We start from the raw sequence: 24,528 nt of genomic DNA on the forward strand, positions 1-24,528 counted from the left end.
CGAGGGCTCCTATCGAGAGCGGGACGCTGCGGCGTCGTGGGGGGTCGTACCCTCGTCGGTTCGTGCGTATCGCCGGGTCGGATGGTTCGTGACCGGGGGATGTAGTTCAAGGGTGGCGCACTTGACCCCGCCTCCCGCCTTGAGAAGCTCGGACACGTCCACGGAGATGGGCATGAACCCGGCGTCGGAGATCCGTGCCGCCAGGCTGTCAGCTTGGGCAGCCATGACGACGTGCCGCCCGTCACTGGTGCCGTTGAGACCGAGAACCATCGCGTCATGCTCGGTGGCGTGCACGGCATCTGGATAGTACGTTGCCAGGGTGCGCTGGCTCTCCTCGGAGAATGCCGCCGGATAGTAGGCGATGGTCTGCTCGTCGAGTACCAGAAGTGCCGTGTCGAGGTGGTAGAAGCGCGGATCGACGAGCTCCAGGCTGACGACCGGCAGGTCGAACAGCTCGGCGAGCTCGTCGTGCGATCGCGAGCTGGTACGGAATCCGGACCCGGCCAAGACGTGCCGCCCGGTCCAGGCGAAATCGCCTTCACCCTCGTTGACCTCGTGCGGGACGTGGACGTGGATGCCGTGATCGCGCAGCCACCGGCGATGTGCCGGTGCTTCCGCCTCGCGCACGGGTTCGCGGAAGCGGGCGCCCAGGGCCTGGTCGCCAATCACGAGTGCTCCATTCGCGGTGAAGACCATGTCCGGCAGCTCGGGCTGCGGTTCCAGCACGTCGACTCGATGCCCGAGACGCTCGTAGGTCTCACGCAACGCCGTCCATTGAGCTATGGCGCGGTCCCGGTCGACCGGCCGGGTCGGATCCATCCAGGGATTGATGGCATATGTCACGTCGAACCACGTGGGCGGGCACATGAGATAGTGCCGAGCTGCGTGTGTCATCACACCTTGAACCTATGGAGCCGATCAGAGCAATGCCAGACCCGAATATTGTTCATTAGCAAAACATCATTGCGTTGATTCGCCACGCGATTGTCAAATGTTGCGCCGGGCAGCGTCGTCGATGACCATGACACGATGCAGCTCGACGAGGTCGATCGCCGTATCCTCCAGGTGCTCTCCGAGGATGGCCGGGCCAGCTATGGTGCGATTGGTGCCGAGGTCAATCTCTCCGCGCCTGCCGTGAAGCGACGTGTTGACCGCCTGCGCGAACGCGGCGTGATCACCGGGTTCACGATCGGTGTCGATGCTGCTGCGAGTGGCTGGACCACAGAGGCCTATGTCGAGCTCTTCTGTAACCGCCGCACGGCCGGAGCGGAGATTCTGCGCCGGGCCGAGACCTATCCGGAAGTCGTCGAGGCGTTCACCGTGACCGGCGACGCCGATGCCCTGCTGCATGTCTTCGCGGCCGACATGCAGCACTTTGAGCGGGTGCTGAGTGAGATTTCGGCCGAGCCGTTCGTGGCCCGCACCCGGAGCGTTCTGGTGCTCTCACCGCTGCTTCGCCGGAACAATCTCATCATGTGAGATGCCCTGAAGCGGTGCGATGTGCCGGGAGCTGATCGCGCTCTGGCGCACTCACCTGGCGTTTCGAAAATGACATATATGTGATTAGTCAAGACGACACGCCGTGTTATGGGTGATATTTGTGTGGTTCGTGTTTCCGTCTGTGGCAAAAGTGGTTACTCTCGTCGAGATGTGACGTCTGGCGACGGGGAGGTCAGCCACATGCAAGTCGGACCACCAGCTCGCACGAGAGCTCGATCTCTCGTCACAGGTGTCCTGGCGGGCTTTGCCGCCGGGAGCCTCGTCGTTGCTCTCGTCGCTCCCATGGCATCAGCCGAGCCGACCTATCCGTCCGAGGAGGAGATCGAAGACGCCCGCGAGGCAGAACGGGCTGCTAGCGCGGCAGTAGCAGATGTCGAGGCCGAGCTTGCCGCTATCGAGGCCGAGCTCGCTCGCCTGCACGTGGATGTCGCCAAGGCGGTCGAGGCACACAACGGTGCGTGGATCGCCCTCACCGAGGCGCAAGAGGCCGAGGAGGAAGCGCAGAAGCGCGCGGACGAGGCCGCAGCGCGGGCGGACGAGTCTCGAACGAACCTGAGCCAGGTGGTTGCGGCCGCCCATCGGCATGGTGGCGAGCTGGCCAACGTCGGCATGCTCCTCCAGGCCTCGGACGGCGAGGCGCGCGACGGTGCCCTCTTCGACCGCATGGTTGCCTTCCGATCGGCCACCTCGTCCCAAGCCGGTGCATTCGAGCAGGCCGCCGAGGCTACGGCTGCCGCTGACGCCGCAGCCGCCGAGGCCCGCGAGGCAGTGGCGCGGCGAGAGCGGGCCGCGGAGCGCGCTGAAGAGGCGGCGGCCGAGGCGGCCCGGCGCGTCCGAGAGCACGAACAGGCAGCTGCCGCAGTCGAGGCGCAGCGCGAGCTGATGCTCGAAGAGCTGGCCTCGGCACGCGGGACGACGGCCGCTCTCGAAGAGGAGCGGCGGCAAGCGATTGCCGACGAAGAAGCGGCCGAACGCGAACGAGATGCTCGTGAGGACGGTTCTGGCGACGATGCGGATGGCGGTGGAGAACACGGCGATCCGACCCCCGAGGCCACCGATGACCCGGAACGCGACGAGTCCGATGATTCGGAAGACTCCGACGAGTCCGATGACGAGCGTGAGGACGACGACCAGCGCGAGGACGACGACCAGCGCGAGGATCCCGAGCCCACGATGTCGCCGACTCCGACGTCGAGCCCCACCCCCACGCCGACTCCGACGCCCACACCAACTCCGACGCCCACTTCTAGCCCGACCCCTACTCCGTCGCCCACGGAGACCGACCCGCCGGACCCACCGGACCCGCCCGATCCGCCGCGCGGCGCCGAGGACGCCGTGGCCTATGCGCACGACCAGATCGGCAAACCATACGAGTGGGGTGGTGCCGGGCCGCACGCGTTCGACTGCTCGGGGTTGACGATGCGTGCCTGGGAGGCGGGAGGCAAGAGCTTGCCACACTGGAGCGTGGCCCAGGCCGAACTCGTGGACCGGATCTCTTACAACCAGATGCGTCCAGGTGACCTGATCTTCTGGTCGGACAACGGTGAGGCATCTGGCGTCTACCACGTCGGCCTCTACATCGGCGACGGTCAGATGATCCACGCACCACGGCCGGGTAAAGACATCGAAGTGCAGAACGTCTTCTACTGGCACGATCCCGCGTTCTACGGCCGCGTGCCCTGAGCCGCCGGGCCGGTGGGTCGTCGTGACCACTGTGCGCCCGTCGCCCGGAGCGCTGCTCAACCGCCGCGTGAGTGGCGGGCGTACCGGCCCGGCGTGATGCCGAGAAAGCGGGTGAAGTGCCGATTCAGGTGGGACTGATCGTAGAAACCCACCGCGAGGGCGACGTCAGCCGATACGTGCCCGGCGAGGAGCAGGCGTCTGGCCAGGTCGACGCGGCGGCCGGTGGCATACGTGTGAGGAGGCAGCCCGAACGTTCTCGTGAAAGAGCGCACCAGGTGGGCAGGATGCGCGTGGAGGAGCTGGGATGCTTCCTCCAGAGTGACCCCGTGGATCGTGTGAGCGTCCAGGAGATCACGAAACTGATCGGCGAGGCGTCGGCGCTCGGCGGCGCGCTGATTGCTCGCGAGCGTGCTGCCCGCTACGAGCGTGCTGCCCGTCGCGGATTCCCGTGCCTGCCACCCGAGACGGCGGTACAGCCGATCCCGGATCAACGCCAGCCGCCCCTCGGCCTCGAAGGCATCTCCCGGGTTTTCGAGGGTGAGATGGAGCTGGTCGATCCGGTGTCGAAGCCGGGCGTCGGCGATACCGGGGTGGTCGACCGCGGCACCGATCAGCTCGGCAGAGAGCACGGTTTCGTCGATGTATAGAACGCGTTTGCGAAATCCCCGGTGGCTCGCGGCCCGGCCGTCATGCGTCACGTGTGGAGGCAAGAGCGTGACCGTGGACGTCACGGCTCCGTGATGGTGCCGGTCGAGGTCGTAGCGGATGGCGCCGTCGTCGACGATGAGCAGTGTCCACGCATCATGCGCGTGCGGTGGGTAGGCGTGCTCGACGAAGTGCGCGTGAAACACCTCGGTGATACCTGGAACTGCCGGGCGCCAGGCCCGGATCGCGGCGGTTGCGCCACGGTGCCGGCGTCCTTCGCGAGTGGCCACGTTAAGAACGTACAAGACCCGGCTGCTCCGAACCGAGCAGGCTGGAGGCCGTGAACGAGCAGATTCGATTCGACACGAAGATCGCTGTGTTGCTCCGCGACGACCTGGAGCTTTGGCAACGCCTGAACGCGACGGCCTTTCTGGCCAGCGGCGTATGCAGCGCGACCCCGGAGCTCGTCGGGGATCCGTACGAGGACGCCGACGGTACGGCGTACTTGCCCATGTTCGGCCAGCCCGTGCTCGTGTTCGTGGGTGACGGGCGGACCCTGAGTTCCGCGCACGGTCGCGCACTGCGTCGTGGCCTGCGTATGGCCGTTTTCACCAGTGACCTGTTCAGTACGGGCAACGATCGCGACAACCGGGCTGCCGTGAAGGCGGTGTCGCGAGATCGACTCGATCTCGTTGGCCTGGCACTTCATGGTCCGAAGAACGGTGTCGACAAGATCCTCAAAGGCGCCACACTCCACCCCTAACCGCCGCCTCTGAATGATCATGTTTGGTACGTTTCCTCGGGCCGTAACACGACTGCAGACGTGTTACGGCCCGAGGAAACGTACCAAACATGATCATTCGGACGGTGGCGGATCGGTGGCGCGGGTGAACGACGCGTGGATCTCCTTCTCGGCGTTGGCGCGGTCGACCCACGCTGCGCCTTCCACCGACTTGCCGGGTTCGAGGTCCTTGTACACCTCGAAGAAGTGCTGGATCTCGAGCCGGTCGAATTCGGCGACGTCGCCGATGTCGTGGTACTGATCCTTCCTGGGATCGTCCGAGGGCACACACAGCACCTTGTCGTCGCCGCCGGCCTCGTCAGTCATGCGGAACATGCCGATGGCGCGGCACCGGATGAGGCACCCGGGAAAGGTCGGTTCTTCGATGAACACGAGCGCATCGAGCGGGTCGCCGTCCTGTCCCAGCGTGTTCTCGATGAATCCGTAGTCGTGCGGGTACCGGGTGGACGTGAACAGCCTGCGGTCGAGGCGGATGCGGCCCGTTTCGTGGTCCATCTCGTACTTGTTCCGGCTTCCCGCCGGAATCTCGATGGTGACGTCGAACTCCACCAGTGTGCCTCTCTGCGTCTCGAGTGCGGGTGCCCTGACGGCGTCTTACCAGTGTCCCGTACCGTGATGAACAACGCGCCGTGGCCGCGTGTTGAGTATGTCACCGCAGGACGAGCCATCACGACGAGAGGAGCCGAATGTCCGGGCGGAAGATCGCCGTCATCGGTGGGTCGGTGCTCGTCGCCGGTTGCCTGACCGCTGTTGGGCTTTACGCCACGGACACGCTTCCGACTGAATCGCGCGAGGCCAAGGCTGGGGCCTCGGTGCCGAAGGGGCCGATCCACCCGAACTGGGACACGGCTGGTGCCGTGCTGGAGACCTCTGCTGTCGAGGAGGCTTCGGCATCCAGCACGGGCGATCTCGGCGATGCGCTGGAAGACCTCCTCGACGAGCCGGCTCTAGGCGAGAGCGTGGGTGTCTCGGTTGTCCCGCTCGGAGGCGGCGACGCGGTGTACCGGACCGATGCGGACGGCGCGCACACGCCGGCGAGCACCCTGAAGATTCTCACCGGAACGGCCGTGCTCGACGTGCTTGCCCCGGATCATCGATTCGTCACCCGCGTAGTCCTCGCTGATCAGGCCGACGGCGAGGAGGTCGAGATCACGCTCGTGGGCGGCGGTGACCCCCTGCTTGCCTCCACCGAGGATGAGACGTCGCTTCCCGGGGCCGCCAGCCTCGATGAGCTGGCAACGGCCACGGCCGCGGCGCTCGACGATGCCGGGGCGTCGGCGGCCCGGGTGACGTTCGACGACGGGCTCTTCTCCGGGCCGGCTGTCGATCCGGACTGGCGTTCCACGTACGTGCCGGGCGGCGTCGTGGGTCCGGTGAACGCGTTGTCCGTCGACGGAGCGCGTGCGACTCCCGGGATGCGTGAGCGAGTGGACGACCCCGCGCGCACGGCGGCCGAACGGTTCTCCGACATGCTCGATGCCAGCGGCATCGACGTTCGCGGTGACGATCCCGAACGGGTCACCGCCGATCCGCAGGCGCCCGATCTCGCGTCGGTGTCCTCGCCCCGGCTCTCCACGATCGTCGAGTACATGATGTCGACGAGCAACAACGACGTCGCCGAAGCCCTGTTTCGGCATGTGGCTGTGGGGCGCGGGCAGCCCGGGACCTCGGAGGATGCCTCCGGTGCCGTTACCGATGTGATCGCAGGCCTCGGCGTGGACATGGACGGAGTACGCATTCTCGACGGCAGCGGGCTGGCACGAGGCAACACGGTCACTGCCTCGTCGCTGGTGACGGTGCTGGGTATCGCTGCGGACGCGGAGCGGCCGGACCTGCGCCCGGTCCTCACCGGCCTGCCGGTTTCGGGTTTCAACGGCACGCTGGCCGATCGGGCGGTCGACAACGGCGCCGGCTATGTCCGGGCAAAGACGGGAACGCTCACCGGGGTACACAGCCTGGCCGGCCTCGCGGTCACGGCGCAGGGAACGGTCTATGTGTTCGCTCTCCTGGCCGACGACGCAGACCACGGCGTGGAGGCGCGCGCGGCGCTCGACGAATTCGCGGCTGCGCTCGTGTCGTGAAGCCGCGCTGACGTAGCGTGAATGCCATGACGATGAGTGACGCCGAGCCTGAGCTCGTGGATTGGGATCTGGCGGATCGAACCGCCAAGCGTTTGATGAGTTCAGGACCATCGGTCACGGAATCCGAAGCTCGTCGGGTCGTCTCCGAGTTGCGCGGCTTCGCGGCCGACGCCGAAGGTCACGTTCGCGAGGTCACGGGTCTCGACGGTTCGGTGGGTACCGCGCCAGTGGTGATCGTCGATCGTGGCGGCTGGGTTGCTGCGAACACGCAGAGCCTGCGCAGCGTTATCGCGCCGCTGAGCCGCAAGATTCACCAGAACCGCCAAGAACGAGGGGGATGGCCGTTCGACCAGGTCGGTCCGAAGGCGACCGGTATGGAGACCGGAGCGTTCCTCGCTTTTGTCGCGAGCCGGGTATTGGGCCAGTTCGACCCCTTCTGGGTAGCGTCCGGTGACGATGCCGGTACGTCCGCCGGCGAGCATCGGGGACGGCTGCTCTTGGTGGCCCCCAACGTCGTTCAGGTCGAGCAGGAGCTGGCCGTCGTCCCGCGGGATTTCCGCCTGTGGGTGTGCCTGCACGAGGAGACTCACCGCGTGCAGTTCACGGCGGTGCCGTGGCTGCGTGAACATCTCGCGAGTGAGATCGAGCAGTTCGTGGATGCCACGCAGCTCGACAGTGGGATCTTGGCCGCGAACGTGCGAGACATCGTGCGTGCGCTCATCGAGGCGGCGCGCGGCGAGCGGAACGGGGTGAACATCCTCGATGTCATTCAGTCGCCGGAGCAGCGTGCGATCGTGAAGCGGGTCACAGCGCTCATGTCATTGCTTGAGGGCCATGCCGATGTGGTGATGGACCAGGTGGGTCCCCAGATCATTCCTACGGTCGAGACCATCCGGCGTCGTTTCCAGCGTCGCCGTCGCGGATCGAGCGGGTTCGATCGGGCAGCGCGGAAGGTGCTGGGTCTGGAGGCCAAGATGCGTCAGTACCGTGACGGCGCCAAGTTCGTCGACGAGGTGGTGCAGCAGGTGGGCATGGCCGGCTTCAATCGCGTGTGGGAGTCTCCCGAGACGTTGCCGACTCCGGACGAGATCGGTGACTCTGCCGCGTGGGTACGGCGTGTACACGGAGGACGGTCGCGGGGTGCTGGCGAGCCGCAGTAGTGCGGGGTACCGGTTCCCGGTCTCGTGCCCGTTCATGTCCCGCTCTCTCATGCCTTTCGAGGCCGGGCGGGTGAGGTGAGGGATGGCCGAGCCCCGGCTGGACGTGCGCCGTGCGGTGCGCAACGAGTTGCACCGGATCGTGCGAGACGGCGCGCAGGATCGGGAAGGGGACGGGCGTGACGAGAGCGGGCGTGACGAGGACGGTCTGGCGTCGATGCCCCTCGTGCTCGTTGCCTGCTCCGGTGGCCCGGACTCGCTGGCGTTGGCGGCGGCGCTGGCACATCAAGCCTCGCGCGCGGGCGTTCGGGCAGGTGGCGTGAGTGTCGATCATGGCCTCCAAGAGGGCTCGGCGGATCGGGCACGGGCGGTGGGCGCGGTGCTGGTGGGCTTCGGCCTGGAGCCGGTCGAAACCATCCACGTGCGGGTGCCTGCCGGTGTCGGTGGTCCGGAAGGACGCGCGAGACGGGCCCGGTATGCGGCGTTGGAGAGCGCGGCGGCGCGGCATGGGGCATCGGCTGTCTTGCTCGGGCACACGCTGGATGATCAGGCGGAGACCGTGCTCCTGGGGCTGGCGCGAGGCTCGGGTCCACGGTCCCTGGCTGGCATGGCCGAGCGGACTGGGATCTATCATCGTCCGCTGCTGCGGCTCACCCGTGATGCCGTCCGCGCGGCCGTGCCCGGTGACGTGAAGCCGTGGGAGGATCCGCACAACACCGACAGTGCTTACGCGCGCGTGCGCGTGCGTAAGCGGGTGTTACCGGTGCTGGAGGAGGAGCTAGGGCCGGGTATCTCCGCGGCGCTCGCACGAACAGCGGACCTGTTGCGTGCCGACGCGGACGCGCTCGACTCGTCGGCAGGTTCGGCTCGGGCGGCGGCCGCGACGACGGCGGCCGGTGGTGCCCCCGCCTATGACGTGGGAACGCTCGTGGGGCTGTCGAAGGCCGTCCGGTGGCGCGTGTTGCGTGCGGCCGCCATTGATGCCGGCTGCCCCCCGACCGATCTCACGGCCGCACACATCGAGGCGATCGATATGTTGATCACCGGCTGGCGGGGCCAAAAGGGTGTCGATTTACCGGGAGCGATCCGGGCGCGACGACGCGGTGGTTTGCTGAGGTTCGACGCGCTGAACTGATCGACGCGGCGGTATGGCAGGCTGCACAGCGTGGAACCGCAGCATGTTGAGGGCGACATCGAGAAGGTTCTCCTCACCGAGGACGACATCCAGAACCGCGTGTCCGAGATGGCCGCCGAGATCGAGCGCGACTACGAGGGCAAGGACGTCCTCTTCGTCGGCGTGCTCAAGGGTGCGATCATGATCATGGCCGATCTCTCCCGGCGCCTCACGCGGCACGTGGAGATCGACTGGATGGACATCTCGTCGTACGGTTCGGGAACTCGTTCCAGTGGAGTCGTCCGGATTATCAAGGACCTCGACATGGACATCACCGGGCGGAATGTGCTGGTGGTGGAGGACATCGTCGACACCGGGTTGACCCTGTCGTGGTTGGTCTCGAACCTGCGCTCCCGTGGGCCGGCTTCGGTTGAGATCTGCGCGCTGCTCCGCAAACCCGAAGCTGCCAAGACCGCCGTGGACGTCCGTTACGTCGGGTTCGACATCCCGAATTCGTTCGTCGTCGGCTACGGTCTGGACTTCGCCGAGAAGTATCGCAACTTGCGCGTCATCGCCACGCTTGCGCCGCACATGTACTCTTAGAGGTGTCGAGCATGCGGGTTGTACGAGCGTCCGGGGCCAAGGTCGGGTCTCTGGTGTGGGAGACGAGCGGACACGGCCGTTTCCGCGCGGTGCGAGACAATCCCGTAAGATCATTGCCGAATGGTCGGACAATGCTCGTCCAAGGTATCGTCGTAACGGTCCGAACTCCAACGGTCGGGCGGGACGTCCCGTGTGTCGCCTCGGACCGGAGTGCACCGACTCAGCAGGAGGAACGGGGATCGAAAACCCCGCATCATGAACGCTAAGCGATTTGTTCGACCGGCGATCTGGCTCCTCATGTTCGTCCTTGTGGCGATCATGGTGAACAATTTCCTGACCGGTGGTGACGACCCCCAGGAGATCGACACCGTTCAGGCGAGGGGGGAGATCGAAGCCGGAAACGTCGAGTCCGCCCTGGTAACTGGCGGTGAGGTTCAGCGCATCGAGCTGACCTTGCAGGACGGCGAGGAAGTCTGGGCCTACTACGTCGATGGCCAGGGCATCGAGCTCGTCGATCAGCTGCACGAGATGCACGAGTCCGGCGATCTCCCCGGTGGATACAACGTCGACATTCCGCAGAGCAACCCGTGGGTTGCAGTGCTCGGCACGGTCTTGCCGCTATTGCTCCTGGTCGCGCTGATCATCTTCTTCATCAGCAGGATGCAAGGCGCCGGTGGCCGGATGATGCAGTTCGGCAAGAACAAGGCGAAGCTTGCGTCCAAGGATGCGCCGAAGACGACGTTCGCCGACGTCGCCGGCGCCGACGAAGCGGTCCAGGACCTTCACGAGATCAAGGACTTCCTCCAGGATCCGGCGAAGTTCCAGGCGGTCGGGGCGAAGATCCCCAAGGGTGTATTGCTGTTCGGCCCGCCTGGTACCGGTAAGACGTTGCTGGCGCGTGCGGTCGCCGGAGAGGCAGGAGTGCCGTTCTACTCGATCTCCGGTTCCGACTTCGTGGAGATGTTCGTCGGTGTTGGTGCCTCGCGGGTGCGCGACCTGTTCAAAGAGGCCAAGGAGAACTCTCCGGCCATCGTCTTCGTTGACGAGATCGACGCCGTCGGCCGGCATCGCGGTGCCGGTATGGGTGGTGGCCACGACGAGCGGGAGCAGACGTTGAACCAGCTCCTGGTCGAGATGGATGGCTTCGACGTCAAGACCAACGTCATCTTGATCGCGGCGACCAACCGGCCCGACATTCTCGACCCGGCCCTGCTGCGTCCCGGTCGCTTCGACCGGCAGATCACGGTGTCGGCTCCGGATCTTGAGGGGCGGCATCGGATCCTCGAAGTACACGCCCGGGGAAAGCCACTGGCTCCCGACGTCGACCTGCGGACGGTGGCCCGGCGCACGCCCGGATTCAGCGGTGCCGACCTCTCCAACGTGCTCAACGAGGCCGCGCTGCTCAGCGCCCGCAACGACTCGAAGGTCATTACCGCGAAGTTCTTGGACGAAGCGATCGATCGTGTCGTCGCGGGTCCGCAGAAGAGCTCGCGTTTGATGAAGGACGAGGAGAAGCGCATCACGGCCTATCACGAGGGCGGTCACGCGCTGGTGGCGGCGGCGTTGCACCACACGGACCCGGTGCACAAGGTGACGATCCTGCCGCGTGGCGGTGCGCTGGGGTACACGATGGTGCTTCCCGACGAGGACAAGTACTCCACGACCCGCAACGAGATGCTCGATCAGCTGGCCTACATGATGGGTGGCCGGGCCGCCGAGGAGCTCGTGTTCCACGACCCGACAACGGGCGCGGCCAACGACATCGACAAGGCGACGACGCTGGCGCGGCGCATGGTCACGCAGTACGGCATGACCGAGCGCCTGGGGGCGATCAAGTTCGGTTCGGACAGCTCGGAGCCGTTCCTCGGCAAGGAGATGGGCCACCAGCGCGACTACTCGGAGGAGGTCGCCGGACAGGTCGATGAGGAGGTGCGCAACCTCATCGAGAACGCCCATCAGGAGGCATACGACATCCTCGTGAGGAATCGCGACATCCTCGACACGCTCGTACTCGGGCTTCTCGAACACGAGACGCTGAACAAGGAAGAGGTCGCGGAGATCTTCGCGGGAGTCCGCATGCTCGACGATCGTCCACCGTGGACCGGATCGCCACGCCGCAAGCCTTCGGATTTCGGGCCGGTGGAGATCCCCATGAAGATCTCTCCGAACGGTTCCGAGGCGTCGGACGAGCATGAGGGAGACGACGCAGGTACGTCCGAGGAGCAGCCGCCCGTCGATGGGAGCACTCCGGCGGACGAGACGACCGGGAGCTGACATCCGTGACGAAGCCTGCGCGGCCGGCCAACTCGACGGCTGGTGCCTTCGATCACGAGCGGGTCGAAGCGGCGGTCCGTGAGCTGCTCGTGGCCATCGGTGAGGACCCCGAGCGAGAAGGGCTCGCCGAAACGCCGCAGCGAGTAGCCCGTGCCTACGCCGAGATGTTCAGTGGGCTGCGAGAGGATCCGGCGCAGGCACTGACGACGACCTTCGAGTTGGGCCATGACGAGATGATCCTCGTCAAGGACATCGAGATCACCTCGACGTGCGAGCACCACCTCGTACCGTTCTACGGTCACGCCCACATCGGTTATGTGCCGGGGAACGACGGCCGCATAGCCGGGCTGTCGAAACTCGCCCGCCTGGTCGATGTCTTCGCCAAGCGGCCGCAGGTACAGGAGCGGCTGACAACGCAGGTCGCAGACTCGCTCGTCGATTTGATGAAGCCGACGGGCGTCATCGTCGTCATCGAGGCGGAACACCTGTGCATGACCATGCGAGGCGTGCGCAAGCCCGGCTCGAAGACGGTGACCAGCGCGGTACGGGGGCAGCTGCGTGACCCGGCGACGCGTTCGGAGGCGATGAGCCTGATCATCGGCCGCTAGGTTCGTGGCACGCGGCATATCCCGCTTGTCCCGCTCGCCTCGAGCGCGCCTGCTCGACGGATCACAGGATCGGCGAGGGCGTGTAGGCCGTGGCATCGGGATGGGCGGCCGCGATCTCCTCGACCCGCCGGATCACCTCAGCCACCTGTGTGGTTGCTGCTCCCGTGAACCGCATCGGCTCGCGCACCAGCGCGTCGACGTCGGCCCGCGTCAGCCCCAGGCGGGAATCGGCGGCGATCCGGTCGAGCAGGTCATTGTGTTCGACACCGCGCTCGCGGAGGTCGAGGGCGACGTCGACGGCGTGCTCCTTGATGATTTCGTGGGCCCGTTCCCTCCCGGTGCCGGCCTTGACGGCTGCCATGAGAATCGACGTGGTGGCCAGGAACGGCAGGTAGCGGTCGAGTTCGCGGCCGACCACCGCGGGGTAGGCGCCGAACTCGTCCAGGATGGTCAGGAACGTCTCCAGCAGGCCGTCGATGGCGAAGAATCCATCGGGCAGCGCGACTCGCCGGACAACCGAGCAGGACACGTCCCCCTCGTTCCATTGTGCCCCGGCCAGCTCGCCCGCCATCGACACGTAGCCGCGCACGACGACGGTGAGCCCGTTGACTCGTTCACACGAGCGGGTGTTCATCTTGTGTGGCATCGCGCTCGACCCGGTCTGCCCTTGCCGGAACCCTTCGGTGACGAGATCGTGGCCGGCCATGAGGCGGATCGTCGTCGCCAGGCTCGACGGGCCGGAGGCGCAGTGCAGGAGCGCGGACATGACGTCGTGATCCAGGGAACGTGGGTAGACTTGCCCGACGCTGTCCAGCACGCGGCCGAAGCCGAGATGGGTGGCGATGCGGCGTTCGAGTTCGGTGAGCTTGGCGGCGTCGCCGCCAAGAAGGTCCAGCATGTCTTGTGCGGTGCCGACCGGTCCCTTGATCCCGCGAAGCGGGTAGCGGTCGATCAGCTCGCTCAGCCGCTCGTAGGCGGCCAGTAGCTCCTCCGCGGCCGAGGCAAACCGCTTTCCCAATGTCGTGGCCTGGGCAGGCACGTTGTGACTGCGCCCCGCAAGCACCAGGTCGGAGTACTCGCCTGCGCGCGCGGCCAGGCGAACGGCGACGGCGACGAGCCGATCGCGGACGAGCCGCAGCGCGTCCCGGATCTGGAGTTGTTCGACGTTCTCGGTGAGGTCACGGCTGGTCATCCCCATGTGGATGTGCTCGTGTCCGGCCAGCGCGTTGAATTCTTCGATCCGAGCCTTGACGTCGTGTCGCGTGATTCGTTCCCGGGCCGCGATGCTGTCGAGATCGATGTCGTGGACGACGGCTTCGTAGGCATCGATGATCTCGTCGGATACGTCGACCCCGAGATCGCGCTGGGTACGCAGCACGGTCAGCCAGAACTGGCGTTCCAGCACGATCTTGTGGTGCGCGGACCACAGTTCTGCCATCTCTGGTGACGCGTACCGGCTGGCGAGGACGTTGGGTATGGAGGGATTCTCGGACACGGGTTCCATTCTGTCGTACCGTTCCCGGTATAGCTGGCAGCGGACCGACCTCACGAGGGCAATCTCGTTGTGGGTAAGGTCGCACTCGTCAGCGTCAGGCTGGGCCGTGCGATGAGCCCGGCGACCCAAGCGGTATATCGCGACGAAGGGATTGAGCACGTGAGCCGTCCGATTCGCATTGGTGTCCAGATTCAACCCCAGCACGCGGACTACGAACAGATCCGCCGGGCGGTCGCCGAGGCCGAAGAGGCCGGCGTCGACATCGTCTTCAATTGGGATCATTTCTTCCCGCTCAGCGGGGATGCCGACGGCAAGCACTTCGAGTGCTGGACGATGCTCGGGGCGTGGGCCGAGGCGACGTCGCGGGTGGAGATCGGCGCCCTGGTCTCCTGTAACAGCTATCGCAACCCGGACTTGCTCGCGGACATGGCCCGCACGGTCGATCACATCAGCAACGGTCGCTTGATCCTGGGTATCGGCGCCGGCTGGTTCCAGCGGGATTACGACGAGTACGGCTACGAGTTCGGAACCCCGGGCTCCCGGCTGGCCGATCTCGCTCAGGCGTTGCCCCGGATCCGCGAGCGGTGGACGAAACTGAATCCGCGTCCGCAACGAGACATCCCCATCTTGATCGGGGGCGGAGGTGAGAAGAAGACGCTGCGGATGGTGGCCGAGCACGCGTCCACGTGGCACAGCTTCTCCGACGCGCAGACCCTCGAACGCAAGAGCCATATCCTGGCGGATCACTGTGCCGATGTGGGACGAGATCCGGCCGAGATCGAGCGTTCGACGGGCGTTCCCGCCCTGTCCACCAGCTCTCCCGAGGACATGGCGGCGGGGCTGCTCGCGGCTGGCGCCACGCTGTTCACGATCGGGGTGTCCGGGCCCAACTACGATCTCGGCGCGGTCCGGGAGTGGGTGGCCTGGCGCGACCAGCGCAACGCCCCGGCATGAGCGCGCCACCACTGCCGGGATACCGGCACATCTACTCGGGCAAGATCCGCGATCTGTACCGGCCGGAAGGAAGCGACGATCGCCTGCTGGTCGTGGCCAGCGATCGGATCTCCGCATATGACCACGTGCTGGACACGCCGATCCCGGACAAGGGCCGCATCCTGACGGCGATGTCGTTGTGGTGGTTCGAGCAGCTGGCCGATCTCATGCCGAACCACGTCGTGTCGACGGACGTGCCTGCCGCGGTCACGGGCCGTGCGGTGCTGGTGGAGCGTCTGGAGATGGTGCCGGTCGAATGCATCGCCCGGGGCTATCTGACCGGCTCCGGGCTCGCGGAGTACCGGGAGCGCGGCTCGGTGTGCGGCATCCCGTTACCCGATGGGCTGCAGGATGGATCCCGGCTGCCCGAACCGTTGTTCACCCCGACGACGAAGGCTGCCATGGGGGAACACGACGAGAGCGTGGATTTCGCGTACGTGGTGGACGTCGTTGGTGCCGAGCTCGCCGAGCGGGTGCGGACCTTGACGCTAGAGGCGTATGCGCGGGGCGAGGCGATCGCGCGCGAGCGGGGCATCATCCTCGCCGACACCAAATTCGAGTTCGGGGTACGGCCCGACGGCTCGGTGGTCCTGGCCGACGAGGTGTTGACGCCGGACTCGTCGCGGTTCTGGCCACGAGATCAGTGGCAGCCCGGACGTGCCCAGCCATCGTTTGACAAGCAGTTCGTCCGGGATTGGCTGGCCTCGCCGGAGTCCGGGTGGGATCGTTCCAGTGACGAGCCGCCGCCCCCGCTGCCCGATGGGATCGTCGAACGGACTCGCCGACGATACGTCGAGGCGTACGAGAGGTTGACCGGCGACACGTTCGCGCAGCAGGTATCCTAGGCGTGCCCGCATCGTCATCGAACCGTGCAAGGAGTCTGCCGGTGCCCCGCGTCGTCGTCGACGTCATGCTCAAGCCCGAGATCCTCGATCCACAAGGCAAGGCCGTCCACGGCGCGCTGGAACGGTTGGGTTTCGACGGCATCTCCGCCGTCCGGCAAGGTAAGCGCTTCGAGATCGAGCTCGACGGCAAGGAGGCATCAGACGCCGTCGCCGAGATTGAAGAGGCCGCTTCCACGTTGCTGGCCAACCCCGTCATCGAGGATTTCGACGTGCGGGTGGAGCCGTGACGATGAGAATTGGTGTCGTCACCTTTCCCGGTTCGCTGGACGATGGCGACGCGCTGCGTGCGGTACGGCTCTCCGCCGGTGAGGCGGTGCCGCTGTGGCACGGTGAGCCGGATGTGCGCGACGTCGATGCCGTCGTCTTGCCCGGCGGGTTCGCCTACGGTGACTACCTGCGTTGCGGAGCGATCGCCCGGTTCGCGCCGATCATGGAATCGGTGATCGACGCAGCACGTGGCGGTATGCCCGTACTGGGTATCTGCAATGGCTTCCAGGTGCTGTGCGAGGCCCATCTCCTCCCCGGGGCCCTCGTCCGTAACGATCGCCGCAAGTTCGTCTGCCGTGATCAGCGGTTGCGAATCGAGAATGCGAGGACGCTGTGGACGTCCTCCTACACGGCGGGCCAGGAGATCGTCGTTCCGGTGAAAAACGGCGAGGGCGGCTACGTCGCCGACGAGCCGACGCTGGATCGGCTGGAGGCCGAGCGGCGCGTGGTGGCCCGCTATGCCGGGGAGAACCCCAACGGTTCGTATCGCGACATCGCCGGGGTGGTGAACGAGCGTGGCAACGTCGTCGGTCTCATGCCCCATCCCGAGCATGCCGTCGACGAGCTCACCGGCCCCAGTACCGACGGGCTCGGTTTCTTCACGTCGGTGCTGGAGAGTGTGGTGGGGGCGTGACGAGCGAGGGACGAGTGAGGAGCCCGAGCGTGACCGTGGACACCATCGAGAACGCCGCGAAAACGCCGGACGATCCGCAGCCGTGGGCGGAGCTCGGCTTGAAGGACGACGAGTATGCGCGTATCCGCGACATTCTCGGCCGTCGGCCGACGAGTTCGGAGCTCGCGATGTACAGCGTGATGTGGTCCGAGCACTGTTCGTACAAGTCGAGCAAGGTGCATCTGCGCCGGTTCGGCGAGCTTCAGCAGGAGACGTCGGTCGGCAAGCTGCTGGCCGGTATCGGCGAGAACGCCGGTGTGGTGGACGTCGGGAATGGTTACGCCGTCACCTTCAAGATCGAGTCGCACAATCATCCGTCGTATGTGGAGCCGTACCAGGGAGCGGCGACGGGCGTCGGCGGAATCGTCCGGGACATCCTGGCGATGGGTGCGCGGCCGGTGGGTGTCATGGACTCGTTGCGTTTCGGCCCGCTGGATGCCCCGGACACGCAGCGGGTGCTGCCCGGTGTGGTCGCAGGCGTCGGGGGATACGGCAACTGCCTGGGCCTGCCCAACGTCGGCGGGGAAGTCGTGTTCGACCCCACGTATGCCAGGAACCCGCTGGTCAACGCCTTGTGTGTGGGTGTGATGCGGCACGAGCAGCTGCATCTGGCCAAGGCGTCGGGCGTGGGTAACCAGGTGATCCTCTACGGCGCCCGTACGGGTGGCGACGGCATCGGCGGGGTATCCGTGCTGGCCTCGGAGACATTCGAGGATTCGGACGGATCCGCGGGATCGTCGCGCCGGCCAAGCGTGCAGGTCGGCGATCCGTTCATGGAGAAACTCCTCATCGAGTGCACTCTCCAGCTGTTCTCGGAGGGGCTGATCGCCGGAATCCAGGATCTTGGCGGTGCGGGCTTGTCGTGCGCGACGTCCGAGCTGGCCAGCGCGGGCGATGGTGGCATGCACGTCGTGCTGGATCGGGTGCCGCTGCGGGATTCCACGCTCGCTCCGGAAGAGATCTTGATGAGCGAGTCGCAGGAACGGATGATGGCCGTCGTCGAGCCAGCGAGCGTCGAGCGGTTCATGGAGATCTGCCGCACGTGGGACGTGCGTGCCGACGTCATTGGCGAGGTCACCCCGGCTGGCCGGCTGACCGTCGAGTGGCGAGGTGAGACCGTCGTGGACGTTCCGCCGCGAACGGTCGCGCATGAGGGGCCGGTCTACCAGCGGCCGTACGAGCGGCCAGCGTGGCAGGACGACCTGGAGGCTGCGTCGCCGTCGTCGTTGGCCCGTCCGTCCGGTGGTGACGCGTTACGCGAGACGCTGATCCGGATGGCCGCCTCCGCCAACCTGTGCTCGCGGTCGTGGGTCACCGACCAGTACGACCGCTACGTGTTGGGGAACACGGTGCTGGCGCAGCCCGACGACGCCGGTGTCATCCGGATCGACGAGGAGTCCGGCCTGGGCATCGCGATGGCGACGGACGGCAACGGGCGATACACCAAGCTCGACCCGTACAGCGGCGCGCAGCTGGCGCTTGCCGAGGCCTACCGCAACGTGGCCGTGACGGGCGCGCGGCCGCTGGCGGTCACCGACTGTCTCAACTTCGGCTCCCCCGAGGATCCCGGCGTGATGTGGCAGTTCGCCGAGGCGGTGCGCGGGCTGGCGGACGGCTGCCAGCAGCTCGGAATGCCGGTGACCGGAGGCAACGTCTCCCTGTACAACCAGACCGGCGACACTCCCATCTTGCCCACCCCGATCGTTGGCGTGCTGGGTGTCGTCGACGACGTTCGCAGCCGTATTCCGTACGGGTTCCGGGAACCGGGCCAGATCATCTACCTGCTCGGCGCGACCCGTGACGAGTTCGGCGGGTCGGAGTGGGCACACGTGGTGCACGGTCATCTGGGCGGCGCGCCACCCGCGGTGGATCTTGACGTCGAGCGTGAGCTCGCTGACCTGCTGTATCACGCGTGCCGCGACGGTCTCGTCACGAGCGCGCACGACCTCTCCGACGGCGGGTTGGGCCAGGCATTGACCGAGTCGGTGTTGCGGCACGGCATGGGCGCGCGGGTGTGGGTTCCGGATGATCTCGATCCGTTCGTCTTCCTGTTCTCGGAGTCGAGCGCCCGGGCGGTGGTCTCCGTGCCTCACGGCGAGGAGGTGCGGTTCACCAGCTTGTGCGAGGGCCGCCGGTTCCCGCACGCGCGGATCGGCGTCGTCGACGACGCGGGAGTGCTCGAGGTGCAGGGCCAGTTCAGCATCCCCCTGGACGAGCTGCGCCGGGCCCACGAGAGCCGGTTAGCTCAGACGTTCGGGGACTGAACGGCGTCAATCCACCATGTGTCGACACGGTACCGTGTGGACGTGGCGAAACGTTCCGATCCCGGTACGGCATGGTCGGCATATCGTGAGGCCCACGAGGAGCTTCGCACCTGGCTCGACGGTCTCCCGGACACCGCGTGGCCCCGGCAGAGTTGCCTGCCCGGATGGACCGTCGCCGAACTCGCAGCACACATCGCTTCCGTCGCCGATTCCGTCGTCGCCGTGAAAGCGGCGTCCCGGGAGAGCACGGCGAAGAGCATCGGGGAGTACCTTGCGGCGTACGCCCCTGCTGCCGATGTCATCGCAGGCCGGGCGCGGGAGGCCGCGGAGAGCGCGGCTCACGAGCCGTCGGCGCTCCTGCAGACCATCGACGAGCGGTTCGCCAGCGCTGCCGAACACGTCGAGGAGCTCGGCCTGCGCGACCGGGTCGTCGAGGGCCGGCGTGGGCCGATCCGGCTGGGCGATTTCCTGCTGACGAGGGTGATCGAGATCGTCGTGCACGGAGACGACTTCGCGCGTTCCCTCCCGGAGAGCGGTGCACCCCGGCTGCCGCGTGCGGCGAGCCGGATGGCCGTCCGTGCGCTGCTGGAGGCGCTGGCCGAGCGCGCACCGGGCCGCAGCGTCGAGGTTCGGGTCCCACCCCACGCGGCGGTCCAGTGTGTCGAAGGACCCCAGCACACGCGGGGAACGCCGGCGAGTGTCGTGGAGACCGATGCGGCGACCTGGATCCGCCTTGCGTCGGGACGGGTCAGCTGGCAGGAGGCCGTGGCAGAGGGCCACGTATCGGCGAGTGGGGAGCGCGCCGACCTGTCCGCGTACGTCCCCCTCCTGTGACGGGTACACGCTTTCGTATCAGGGTGCCGCGGCGCGGGACGTTGGCAGAGCGCGGGAACGTGTGTTCGAATATGACGTATGCGGTGGGCTCATCAGACGATCGATGCTCTCGATGCCAAGACCGACGAGGCGCTTCCCGGTCTGCCGCGCATTCCGGGTCTGGTGCGTAGCGTGCGTACCCCGGAGTTCGCCGGGGTGACCTTTCACGAGGTCGCGGCGCGCAGCGTGCTCAACAAGGTGACCCCCAGTTCACAGGTGCCGTTCGGGTGGACAATCAATCCTTATCGAGGCTGCACACACGCTTGCAGGTTCTGCTTTGCGCGAGGTAGCCACGAGTGGCTCGAACTGGACGCCGGGCAGGAGTTCGACACGGAGATCGTGGTCAAGGTGAACGCCCCGGACGTTCTCGCGCGCGAGGTCGCTCGGCCGTCGTGGTCCCGTGATCATGTGGCGCTCGGCACCAACACGGACCCCTACCAGCGCGCCGAGGGGCGCTACCGGCTCATGCCCGGCATCATCCGCGCCCTCGCCGGTTCGGGGACACCGTTTTCCATCCTCACCAAAGGCCCGCTGCTCAAGCGTGACCTGCCGCTACTGATGGAGGCGTCGGCATCGGTCGACGTCAGCGTGGCTGTTTCGATCGCCATGCTCGATCGGCGGCTACACGAGAGCATCGAGCCGGGAACGCCGTCCCCGCGGGCCAGGCTCGATCTCGTCCGGGCCATCCGTGCGGAGGGATTCGAGTGCCGGGTGATGCTCGCACCGGTGATGCCGTGGCTCAACGATTCCGCCGAACAGCTGGAGGAGATCGTCACGCACCTGGCCGATGCCGGTGCCAGCGCGGTCACGACGATTCCCCTGCACCTGCGTCCGGCTACCCGCACGTGGTTCATGCGCTGGCTGGAGGCAGAGCATCCCGAGCTGGTCCCGCGTTACCAGGAGTTATATCGGCGGGGAGCGTATCTGTCCGAGGAATACCGAGCTGCACTGCGTGCGCGGGTACAGCCGATCTTGCGACGTCACGGTCTCGCCGCCCGGAACGATGAGCAGCGTTCGAGCTGGAGGCGGAGCGAGACCGGGCGGCGTCGTCCGGTTCCCGAGCCGGACGGGCAACTCCGGCTGATCTAGGCCGGAGGGCGGGAGTTATGCTCCATACGGAAAAGACGATCTACGTCACCCCGGAACGCACATCATTGTCCGGGGAGGGTAGCGTGTTCCCAACTGCCGGATCTGTCTCTCATCGTGGAGGTTGCCGATGCGTCTGGTCAGGCGTATGCACCGCATTGTCGTACCCGCTGTGCTGGGTACTGTCGGTACCGCGCTCGCTGTCGCTCCGGCGGCTGCGGTCGGTGCCGGTGGCCCGTTGCCGGACACGGGATCGTCCGTCCTGTGGTGGGTCGTTGGAGCCGTTGTCGTGCTGGCGGCCGGGGGTGGCCTGTACGCGCTGTCCCGGCGGGGCAAGTAGGAGAGCGCCCAGACGGGCGATGATCTCCTGGCGCGAGATGGCTGGTTGAGGATGGAACGTCATTCGGTGAGCGACATACGGGCCGCGATCGAGGCCGGTTTTCCGGCCGTGCGTCACGAGCTCGAGCAGCTCGTACGGTATCCCAGCGTCAGTGCCGACCCGGCGGCGGCGAGCGCGGTTGACGAGAGCGCGGAAGCCGTCGCCGAGCTGGCGCGTGGTGCCGGTGCGGCCGATGTTCAGGTGCTCTCGGTTCCCGGTGGCAAGCCGGCTGTCGTGGCTCACTGGCCGGCTCCCGAAGGCGCCCCGACGGTGTTGCTCTACGCCCATCATGACGTCCAGCCACCCGGTCCGGCCGAAGAATGGGCCAGCGAACCGTTCGAGCCGGCCGAGCGTGACGGCCGGCTGTACGGTCGCGGCGCGGCTGACGACAAGGCAGGTGTCCTGGCGCACATCGCGGCGTTGCGTGCCTTCGACGGGCGTCCGCCGGTCGGGGTCACCCTCTTCGTCGAAGGCGAAGAGGAGATCGGTTCACCGACGTTCTCCACGTTTCTCCAGACCTATCGCGACGCGCTGCGCGCCGACGTGATCGTCGTCGCGGATTCGGTGAACTGGAGCACCCAGACGCCGGCGTTCACCACGAGCCTGCGCGGTCTCGTCGATTGTGTGGTCGAGGTGCGCGTGCTTGAGCACGCCGTGCACTCGGGAATGTACGGAGGACCCGTTGTCGACGCGCTCACGTCCCTGTGCCGGCTGCTGGGGAGCCTGCACGATGCCGACGGTGACGTCGCCGTGCCGGGGCTGCGCGTCGGCACGGTTGCCGATGTCGACTACCCGGTCGAGCGATATCGTGCCGAGGCGAGCGTGCTCGACGGTGTGCAGCTGTCGGGGACCGGAACGCTGGCCGAGCGGCTGTGGGTCAAGCCCGCCATCTCCGTGGTCGGCATCGACGCTCCGACGGTGGCCGGGTCGGCCAACGTGCTCGTCCACGAGGCCCGCGCCAAGATCAGCATGCGGCTCGCGCCCGGTCAGGATCCGCGGGTTGCGCTCGATGCGCTGCGGGAGCACCTGCAGCACCATGCCGAGTTCGGTGCCCAGGTCACGGTCGTCGACGGCGCCGTGGCCAGCCCGTCCGTGATGGACACCACATCGGCGGCCTTCGCGGCGGCAACGGACGCATTCACCGAGGCGTTCGGCGAGGATCCGGTACGCATGGGTATGGGTGGTTCCATCCCGTTCATCGCCGAACTCGAGCGTGCCTTTCCACAGGCGACTGTACTGGTCACGGGTGTCGAGGATCCGGACTCTCGGGCACATGGCGTGAACGAGAACCTGCACCTTGGCCAGTTTGCCACGGTGTGCCTGGCCGAAGCGCTGCTCCTGCAACGGCTGGCGGGCATCACCGAATGATCGCGACGCGGCGGCGTCGACACGACATCCGATCAGGTATGCTGGTATGAGCCAGCGGCCGGGTCCAGATGGATTCCGGCCGTTTCAGTGCCCGGTTTGCGAACGCGTCGAGGTCGGTCCTCGAACGCTTCGCAGGACGTTGCGAACGTCTCGACAAGTCGGGTACTTCGCATCCTTCGGCGTATCATGCACCGCGCCCGCGGTCGCGTGCGGATGCGGTCCCGACCCGTAACCGGAGCATATCCATGACTCTCAACCAGTCCACGCTGTCCCCGAAACGCCCGGCGCGGCGCAACGGCGCGGCGTCTCAACGCAACGAACGGCGCGGCGAACAGCGCTTTTCCGGCAATCGCAAGCGTCGCGGCGGGCCCACGCGGGATCGCCAGGGCGCTGATCCCGCCCGCCAGGCAGCCATCGACGAGTTCGACGTCACGACGTCCGCGTTCACCACGCTGGGAGCGCCGGAGCGGATCGTGAAGATCCTCGGGGTGGACGGCGTCGTCGAGCCGACCGCCGTCCAGGCCGCGGTGATTCCCGATGCCCTGCAGGGTCGCGATGTGCTCGGCCGGGCGCGGACCGGATCGGGTAAGACGCTGGCATTCGGTTTGCCGATCTTGATGAGGCTGGCCGGAAACAAGAGCCGCCCGAACCATCCGCGAGCCTTCGTCATCGTCCCGACCCGTGAACTCGCCAAACAGGTCACAGGTGCGCTGGAGCCGCTGGCGGAAGCGCTGCGGCTGCGGATGGCAACCATCTACGGCGGAGCTCCATACGATCGCCAGATCCGCCGGCTCGATCGTGCCGCGGATATCGTCGTGGCTACCCCCGGGCGGTTGAACGATCTGGTCGAGCGCGGAGCGTGCCATCTCGACGAAGCCGAGATCGTGACACTCGACGAGGCGGATCACCTGTGTGACCTCGGCTTCTTCCCTGTGGTCGACGAGCTGCTCGGGCAGACGCCCGCCGGCGGGCAGCGCATGCTGCTGTCGGCAACGCTCGACGGCGACGTCGATCGGCTGGTGAAGCGCCACCTCAGCGATCCGGCGCGGCACGAGATCGACCCCGATGCGGGTTCGATCGAGACGATGGACCATCACGTGCTCGTCGTGGGGTCGCACAACAAACTGAGGACGACGGCGGCATTGCTGCATGCCAACCCGCGCAGCATCGTCTTTACGCGAACCAAGAGTGGTGCCACCCAGCTTGCCGAGGAGCTCGAAGGGGCCGGCGTCACCGCGGTCGACCTGCACGGTGACCTGTCCCAGCGGGTGCGCGAGCGTAATCTGGATCGCTTCCGCCGTCGCCAGGTGACGACGGTCGTCGCGACCGACGTCGCGGCGCGCGGCATCCACGTGGACGGGATCGATCTGGTGGTCCATTTCGATCCGGCCGGGGAAGCGAAGTCGTACTTGCACCGGTCGGGACGTACCGCCCGCGCGGGAGCGTCCGGTGCGGTCGTGACCATGGCGACGGCCGGCCAGGCGCGCGGGCTGGGTGATCTTTTCCGGCGAGCCGGCGTGGAGGCACGGCACGTCGACGCGCGCTCGGTGACGGGCGGCCCGATGACCGTCGAGTCGCTGGCAGACGCACCCGAAATGGCGGATAAGGCACCCAGCCAGCGTGGTGACCGGAATGGGAATGGCGCCGGGCGGCCGCGTCGGTCGTCGGGCCGGTCCCAGGGGCGCGGTCGGCCGGGTCCTCGTCGCTCGGGTCCGCGCGTTCGGAGCTGATCTCCTGCGCACACGCATCGGTCCGACG

The 24,528-nt window shown here is 66.8% G+C and carries 23 protein-coding genes; 19 read left to right on the top strand and 4 right to left on the bottom strand.

Annotated elements, in window-relative coordinates:
* Nucleotides 1-9: 9 nt before the first annotated feature.
* Nucleotides 10-894, bottom strand: coding sequence for a dimethylargininase (gene ddaH / locus DPM12_RS23655; protein ID WP_112259385.1), 885 nt, complete (start codon nucleotides 892-894; stop codon nucleotides 10-12).
* A gap of 135 nt (nucleotides 895-1,029) precedes the next feature.
* Between ddaH and DPM12_RS16240 the strand changes: the two genes are divergently transcribed.
* Both DPM12_RS16240 and DPM12_RS16245 read left to right on the top strand, forming a co-directional pair.
* On the top strand, nucleotides 1,030-1,479 hold the full coding sequence (locus DPM12_RS16240; protein ID WP_112259386.1) for an Lrp/AsnC family transcriptional regulator: 450 nt from the start codon (nucleotides 1,030-1,032) through the stop codon (nucleotides 1,477-1,479).
* Between the two features lie 303 nt (nucleotides 1,480-1,782).
* Entirely contained in the window at nucleotides 1,783-3,183 is a 1,401-nt protein-coding gene (locus DPM12_RS16245) for a C40 family peptidase (RefSeq protein ID WP_112259387.1), read from the top strand.
* 56 nt (nucleotides 3,184-3,239) lie between these two features.
* Here the strand turns inward: DPM12_RS16245 and DPM12_RS16250 are convergent, their stop codons facing one another.
* Complete coding sequence (locus DPM12_RS16250) at nucleotides 3,240-4,118, bottom strand: helix-turn-helix transcriptional regulator (RefSeq protein WP_112259388.1); 879 nt, start codon at nucleotides 4,116-4,118, stop codon at nucleotides 3,240-3,242.
* Nucleotides 4,119-4,168: 50 nt separating this feature from the next.
* On the opposite strand from DPM12_RS16250, the gene DPM12_RS16255 reads away from it, so the two are divergent.
* Nucleotides 4,169-4,591, top strand: coding sequence for a DUF2000 family protein (locus tag DPM12_RS16255; protein ID WP_211659052.1), 423 nt, complete (start codon nucleotides 4,169-4,171; stop codon nucleotides 4,589-4,591).
* A gap of 93 nt (nucleotides 4,592-4,684) precedes the next feature.
* Here the strand turns inward: DPM12_RS16255 and DPM12_RS16260 are convergent, their stop codons facing one another.
* Entirely contained in the window at nucleotides 4,685-5,179 is a 495-nt protein-coding gene (locus tag DPM12_RS16260; RefSeq protein ID WP_112259389.1) for an inorganic diphosphatase, read from the bottom strand.
* Nucleotides 5,180-5,316: 137 nt separating this feature from the next.
* On the opposite strand from DPM12_RS16260, the gene dacB reads away from it, so the two are divergent.
* From dacB to folE, 6 genes are all read left to right on the top strand, one after another.
* On the top strand, nucleotides 5,317-6,711 hold the full coding sequence (dacB, locus tag DPM12_RS16265; protein ID WP_112259390.1) for a D-alanyl-D-alanine carboxypeptidase/D-alanyl-D-alanine endopeptidase: 1,395 nt from the start codon (nucleotides 5,317-5,319) through the stop codon (nucleotides 6,709-6,711).
* Between the two features lie 26 nt (nucleotides 6,712-6,737).
* On the top strand, nucleotides 6,738-7,871 hold the full coding sequence (locus DPM12_RS16270) for a zinc-dependent metalloprotease (RefSeq protein ID WP_112259391.1): 1,134 nt from the start codon (nucleotides 6,738-6,740) through the stop codon (nucleotides 7,869-7,871).
* An 82-nt stretch (nucleotides 7,872-7,953) separates the two neighbouring features.
* The gene (gene tilS / locus DPM12_RS16275) at nucleotides 7,954-9,003 is read left to right on the top strand and encodes a tRNA lysidine(34) synthetase TilS (RefSeq protein WP_112259392.1); all 1,050 of its coding nucleotides are present in this window, start codon (nucleotides 7,954-7,956) and stop codon (nucleotides 9,001-9,003) included.
* Nucleotides 9,004-9,033: 30 nt separating this feature from the next.
* Nucleotides 9,034-9,585, top strand: a complete 552-nt coding sequence (hpt, locus tag DPM12_RS16280) for a hypoxanthine phosphoribosyltransferase (protein ID WP_112259393.1) — start codon at nucleotides 9,034-9,036, stop codon at nucleotides 9,583-9,585.
* Between the two features lie 255 nt (nucleotides 9,586-9,840).
* Nucleotides 9,841-11,859: an ATP-dependent zinc metalloprotease FtsH gene (ftsH, locus tag DPM12_RS16285; protein ID WP_112259394.1), complete on the top strand. Its 2,019-nt coding sequence runs from the start codon at nucleotides 9,841-9,843 to the stop codon at nucleotides 11,857-11,859.
* A 5-nt stretch (nucleotides 11,860-11,864) separates the two neighbouring features.
* Entirely contained in the window at nucleotides 11,865-12,467 is a 603-nt protein-coding gene (gene folE, locus DPM12_RS16290) for a GTP cyclohydrolase I FolE (protein WP_112259395.1), read from the top strand.
* A gap of 61 nt (nucleotides 12,468-12,528) precedes the next feature.
* Here the strand turns inward: folE and purB are convergent, their stop codons facing one another.
* Nucleotides 12,529-13,962 carry an adenylosuccinate lyase gene (purB, locus tag DPM12_RS16295; protein ID WP_112259426.1) on the bottom strand — a complete coding sequence of 478 codons (1,434 nt, stop codon included), beginning with the start codon at nucleotides 13,960-13,962 and terminating at the stop codon, nucleotides 12,529-12,531.
* Nucleotides 13,963-14,121: 159 nt separating this feature from the next.
* Between purB and DPM12_RS16300 the strand changes: the two genes are divergently transcribed.
* The 10 genes from DPM12_RS16300 (at nucleotide 14,122) to DPM12_RS16345 (ending at nucleotide 24,500) form a co-directional block, all read left to right on the top strand.
* Nucleotides 14,122-14,916, top strand: a complete 795-nt coding sequence (locus DPM12_RS16300; RefSeq protein ID WP_211659053.1) for an LLM class F420-dependent oxidoreductase — start codon at nucleotides 14,122-14,124, stop codon at nucleotides 14,914-14,916.
* Nucleotides 14,913-15,800 (top strand): phosphoribosylaminoimidazolesuccinocarboxamide synthase, encoded by an 888-nt coding sequence (locus tag DPM12_RS16305; protein WP_112259427.1) that lies wholly within the window; start codon nucleotides 14,913-14,915, stop codon nucleotides 15,798-15,800. Before DPM12_RS16300 ends, DPM12_RS16305 begins: the two co-directional genes overlap by 4 nt.
* A 35-nt stretch (nucleotides 15,801-15,835) precedes the next feature.
* Nucleotides 15,836-16,087, top strand: coding sequence for a phosphoribosylformylglycinamidine synthase subunit PurS (gene purS, locus DPM12_RS16310; RefSeq protein WP_170313712.1), 252 nt, complete (start codon nucleotides 15,836-15,838; stop codon nucleotides 16,085-16,087).
* Complete coding sequence (gene purQ / locus DPM12_RS16315) at nucleotides 16,084-16,761, top strand: phosphoribosylformylglycinamidine synthase subunit PurQ (protein ID WP_112259397.1); 678 nt, start codon at nucleotides 16,084-16,086, stop codon at nucleotides 16,759-16,761. The genes purS and purQ overlap by 4 nt, the downstream gene beginning before the upstream one ends.
* A gap of 29 nt (nucleotides 16,762-16,790) precedes the next feature.
* Nucleotides 16,791-19,064, top strand: coding sequence for a phosphoribosylformylglycinamidine synthase subunit PurL (purL, locus tag DPM12_RS16320; RefSeq protein WP_112259398.1), 2,274 nt, complete (start codon nucleotides 16,791-16,793; stop codon nucleotides 19,062-19,064).
* Between the two features lie 42 nt (nucleotides 19,065-19,106).
* A complete protein-coding gene (locus tag DPM12_RS16325; RefSeq protein ID WP_158542923.1) occupies nucleotides 19,107-19,898 on the top strand; it encodes a maleylpyruvate isomerase family mycothiol-dependent enzyme in 792 nt (263 codons plus the stop codon).
* Nucleotides 19,899-19,976: 78 nt separating this feature from the next.
* On the top strand, nucleotides 19,977-21,026 hold the full coding sequence (locus DPM12_RS16330; protein WP_112259400.1) for an Rv2578c family radical SAM protein: 1,050 nt from the start codon (nucleotides 19,977-19,979) through the stop codon (nucleotides 21,024-21,026).
* Nucleotides 21,027-21,153: 127 nt separating this feature from the next.
* Nucleotides 21,154-21,363 (top strand): LPXTG cell wall anchor domain-containing protein, encoded by a 210-nt coding sequence (locus DPM12_RS16335; RefSeq protein WP_112259401.1) that lies wholly within the window; start codon nucleotides 21,154-21,156, stop codon nucleotides 21,361-21,363.
* A 66-nt stretch (nucleotides 21,364-21,429) separates the two neighbouring features.
* Nucleotides 21,430-22,770, top strand: a complete 1,341-nt coding sequence (locus DPM12_RS16340; RefSeq protein WP_211659055.1) for a dipeptidase — start codon at nucleotides 21,430-21,432, stop codon at nucleotides 22,768-22,770.
* Between the two features lie 245 nt (nucleotides 22,771-23,015).
* On the top strand, nucleotides 23,016-24,500 hold the full coding sequence (locus tag DPM12_RS16345; protein WP_158542924.1) for a DEAD/DEAH box helicase: 1,485 nt from the start codon (nucleotides 23,016-23,018) through the stop codon (nucleotides 24,498-24,500).
* The last annotated feature ends 28 nt before the right edge of the window (nucleotides 24,501-24,528 follow it).

Source organism: Phytoactinopolyspora halophila, assembly GCF_003287285.1.
Taxonomy (GTDB): Bacteria; Actinomycetota; Actinomycetes; order Jiangellales; family Jiangellaceae; genus Phytoactinopolyspora_A; species Phytoactinopolyspora_A halophila.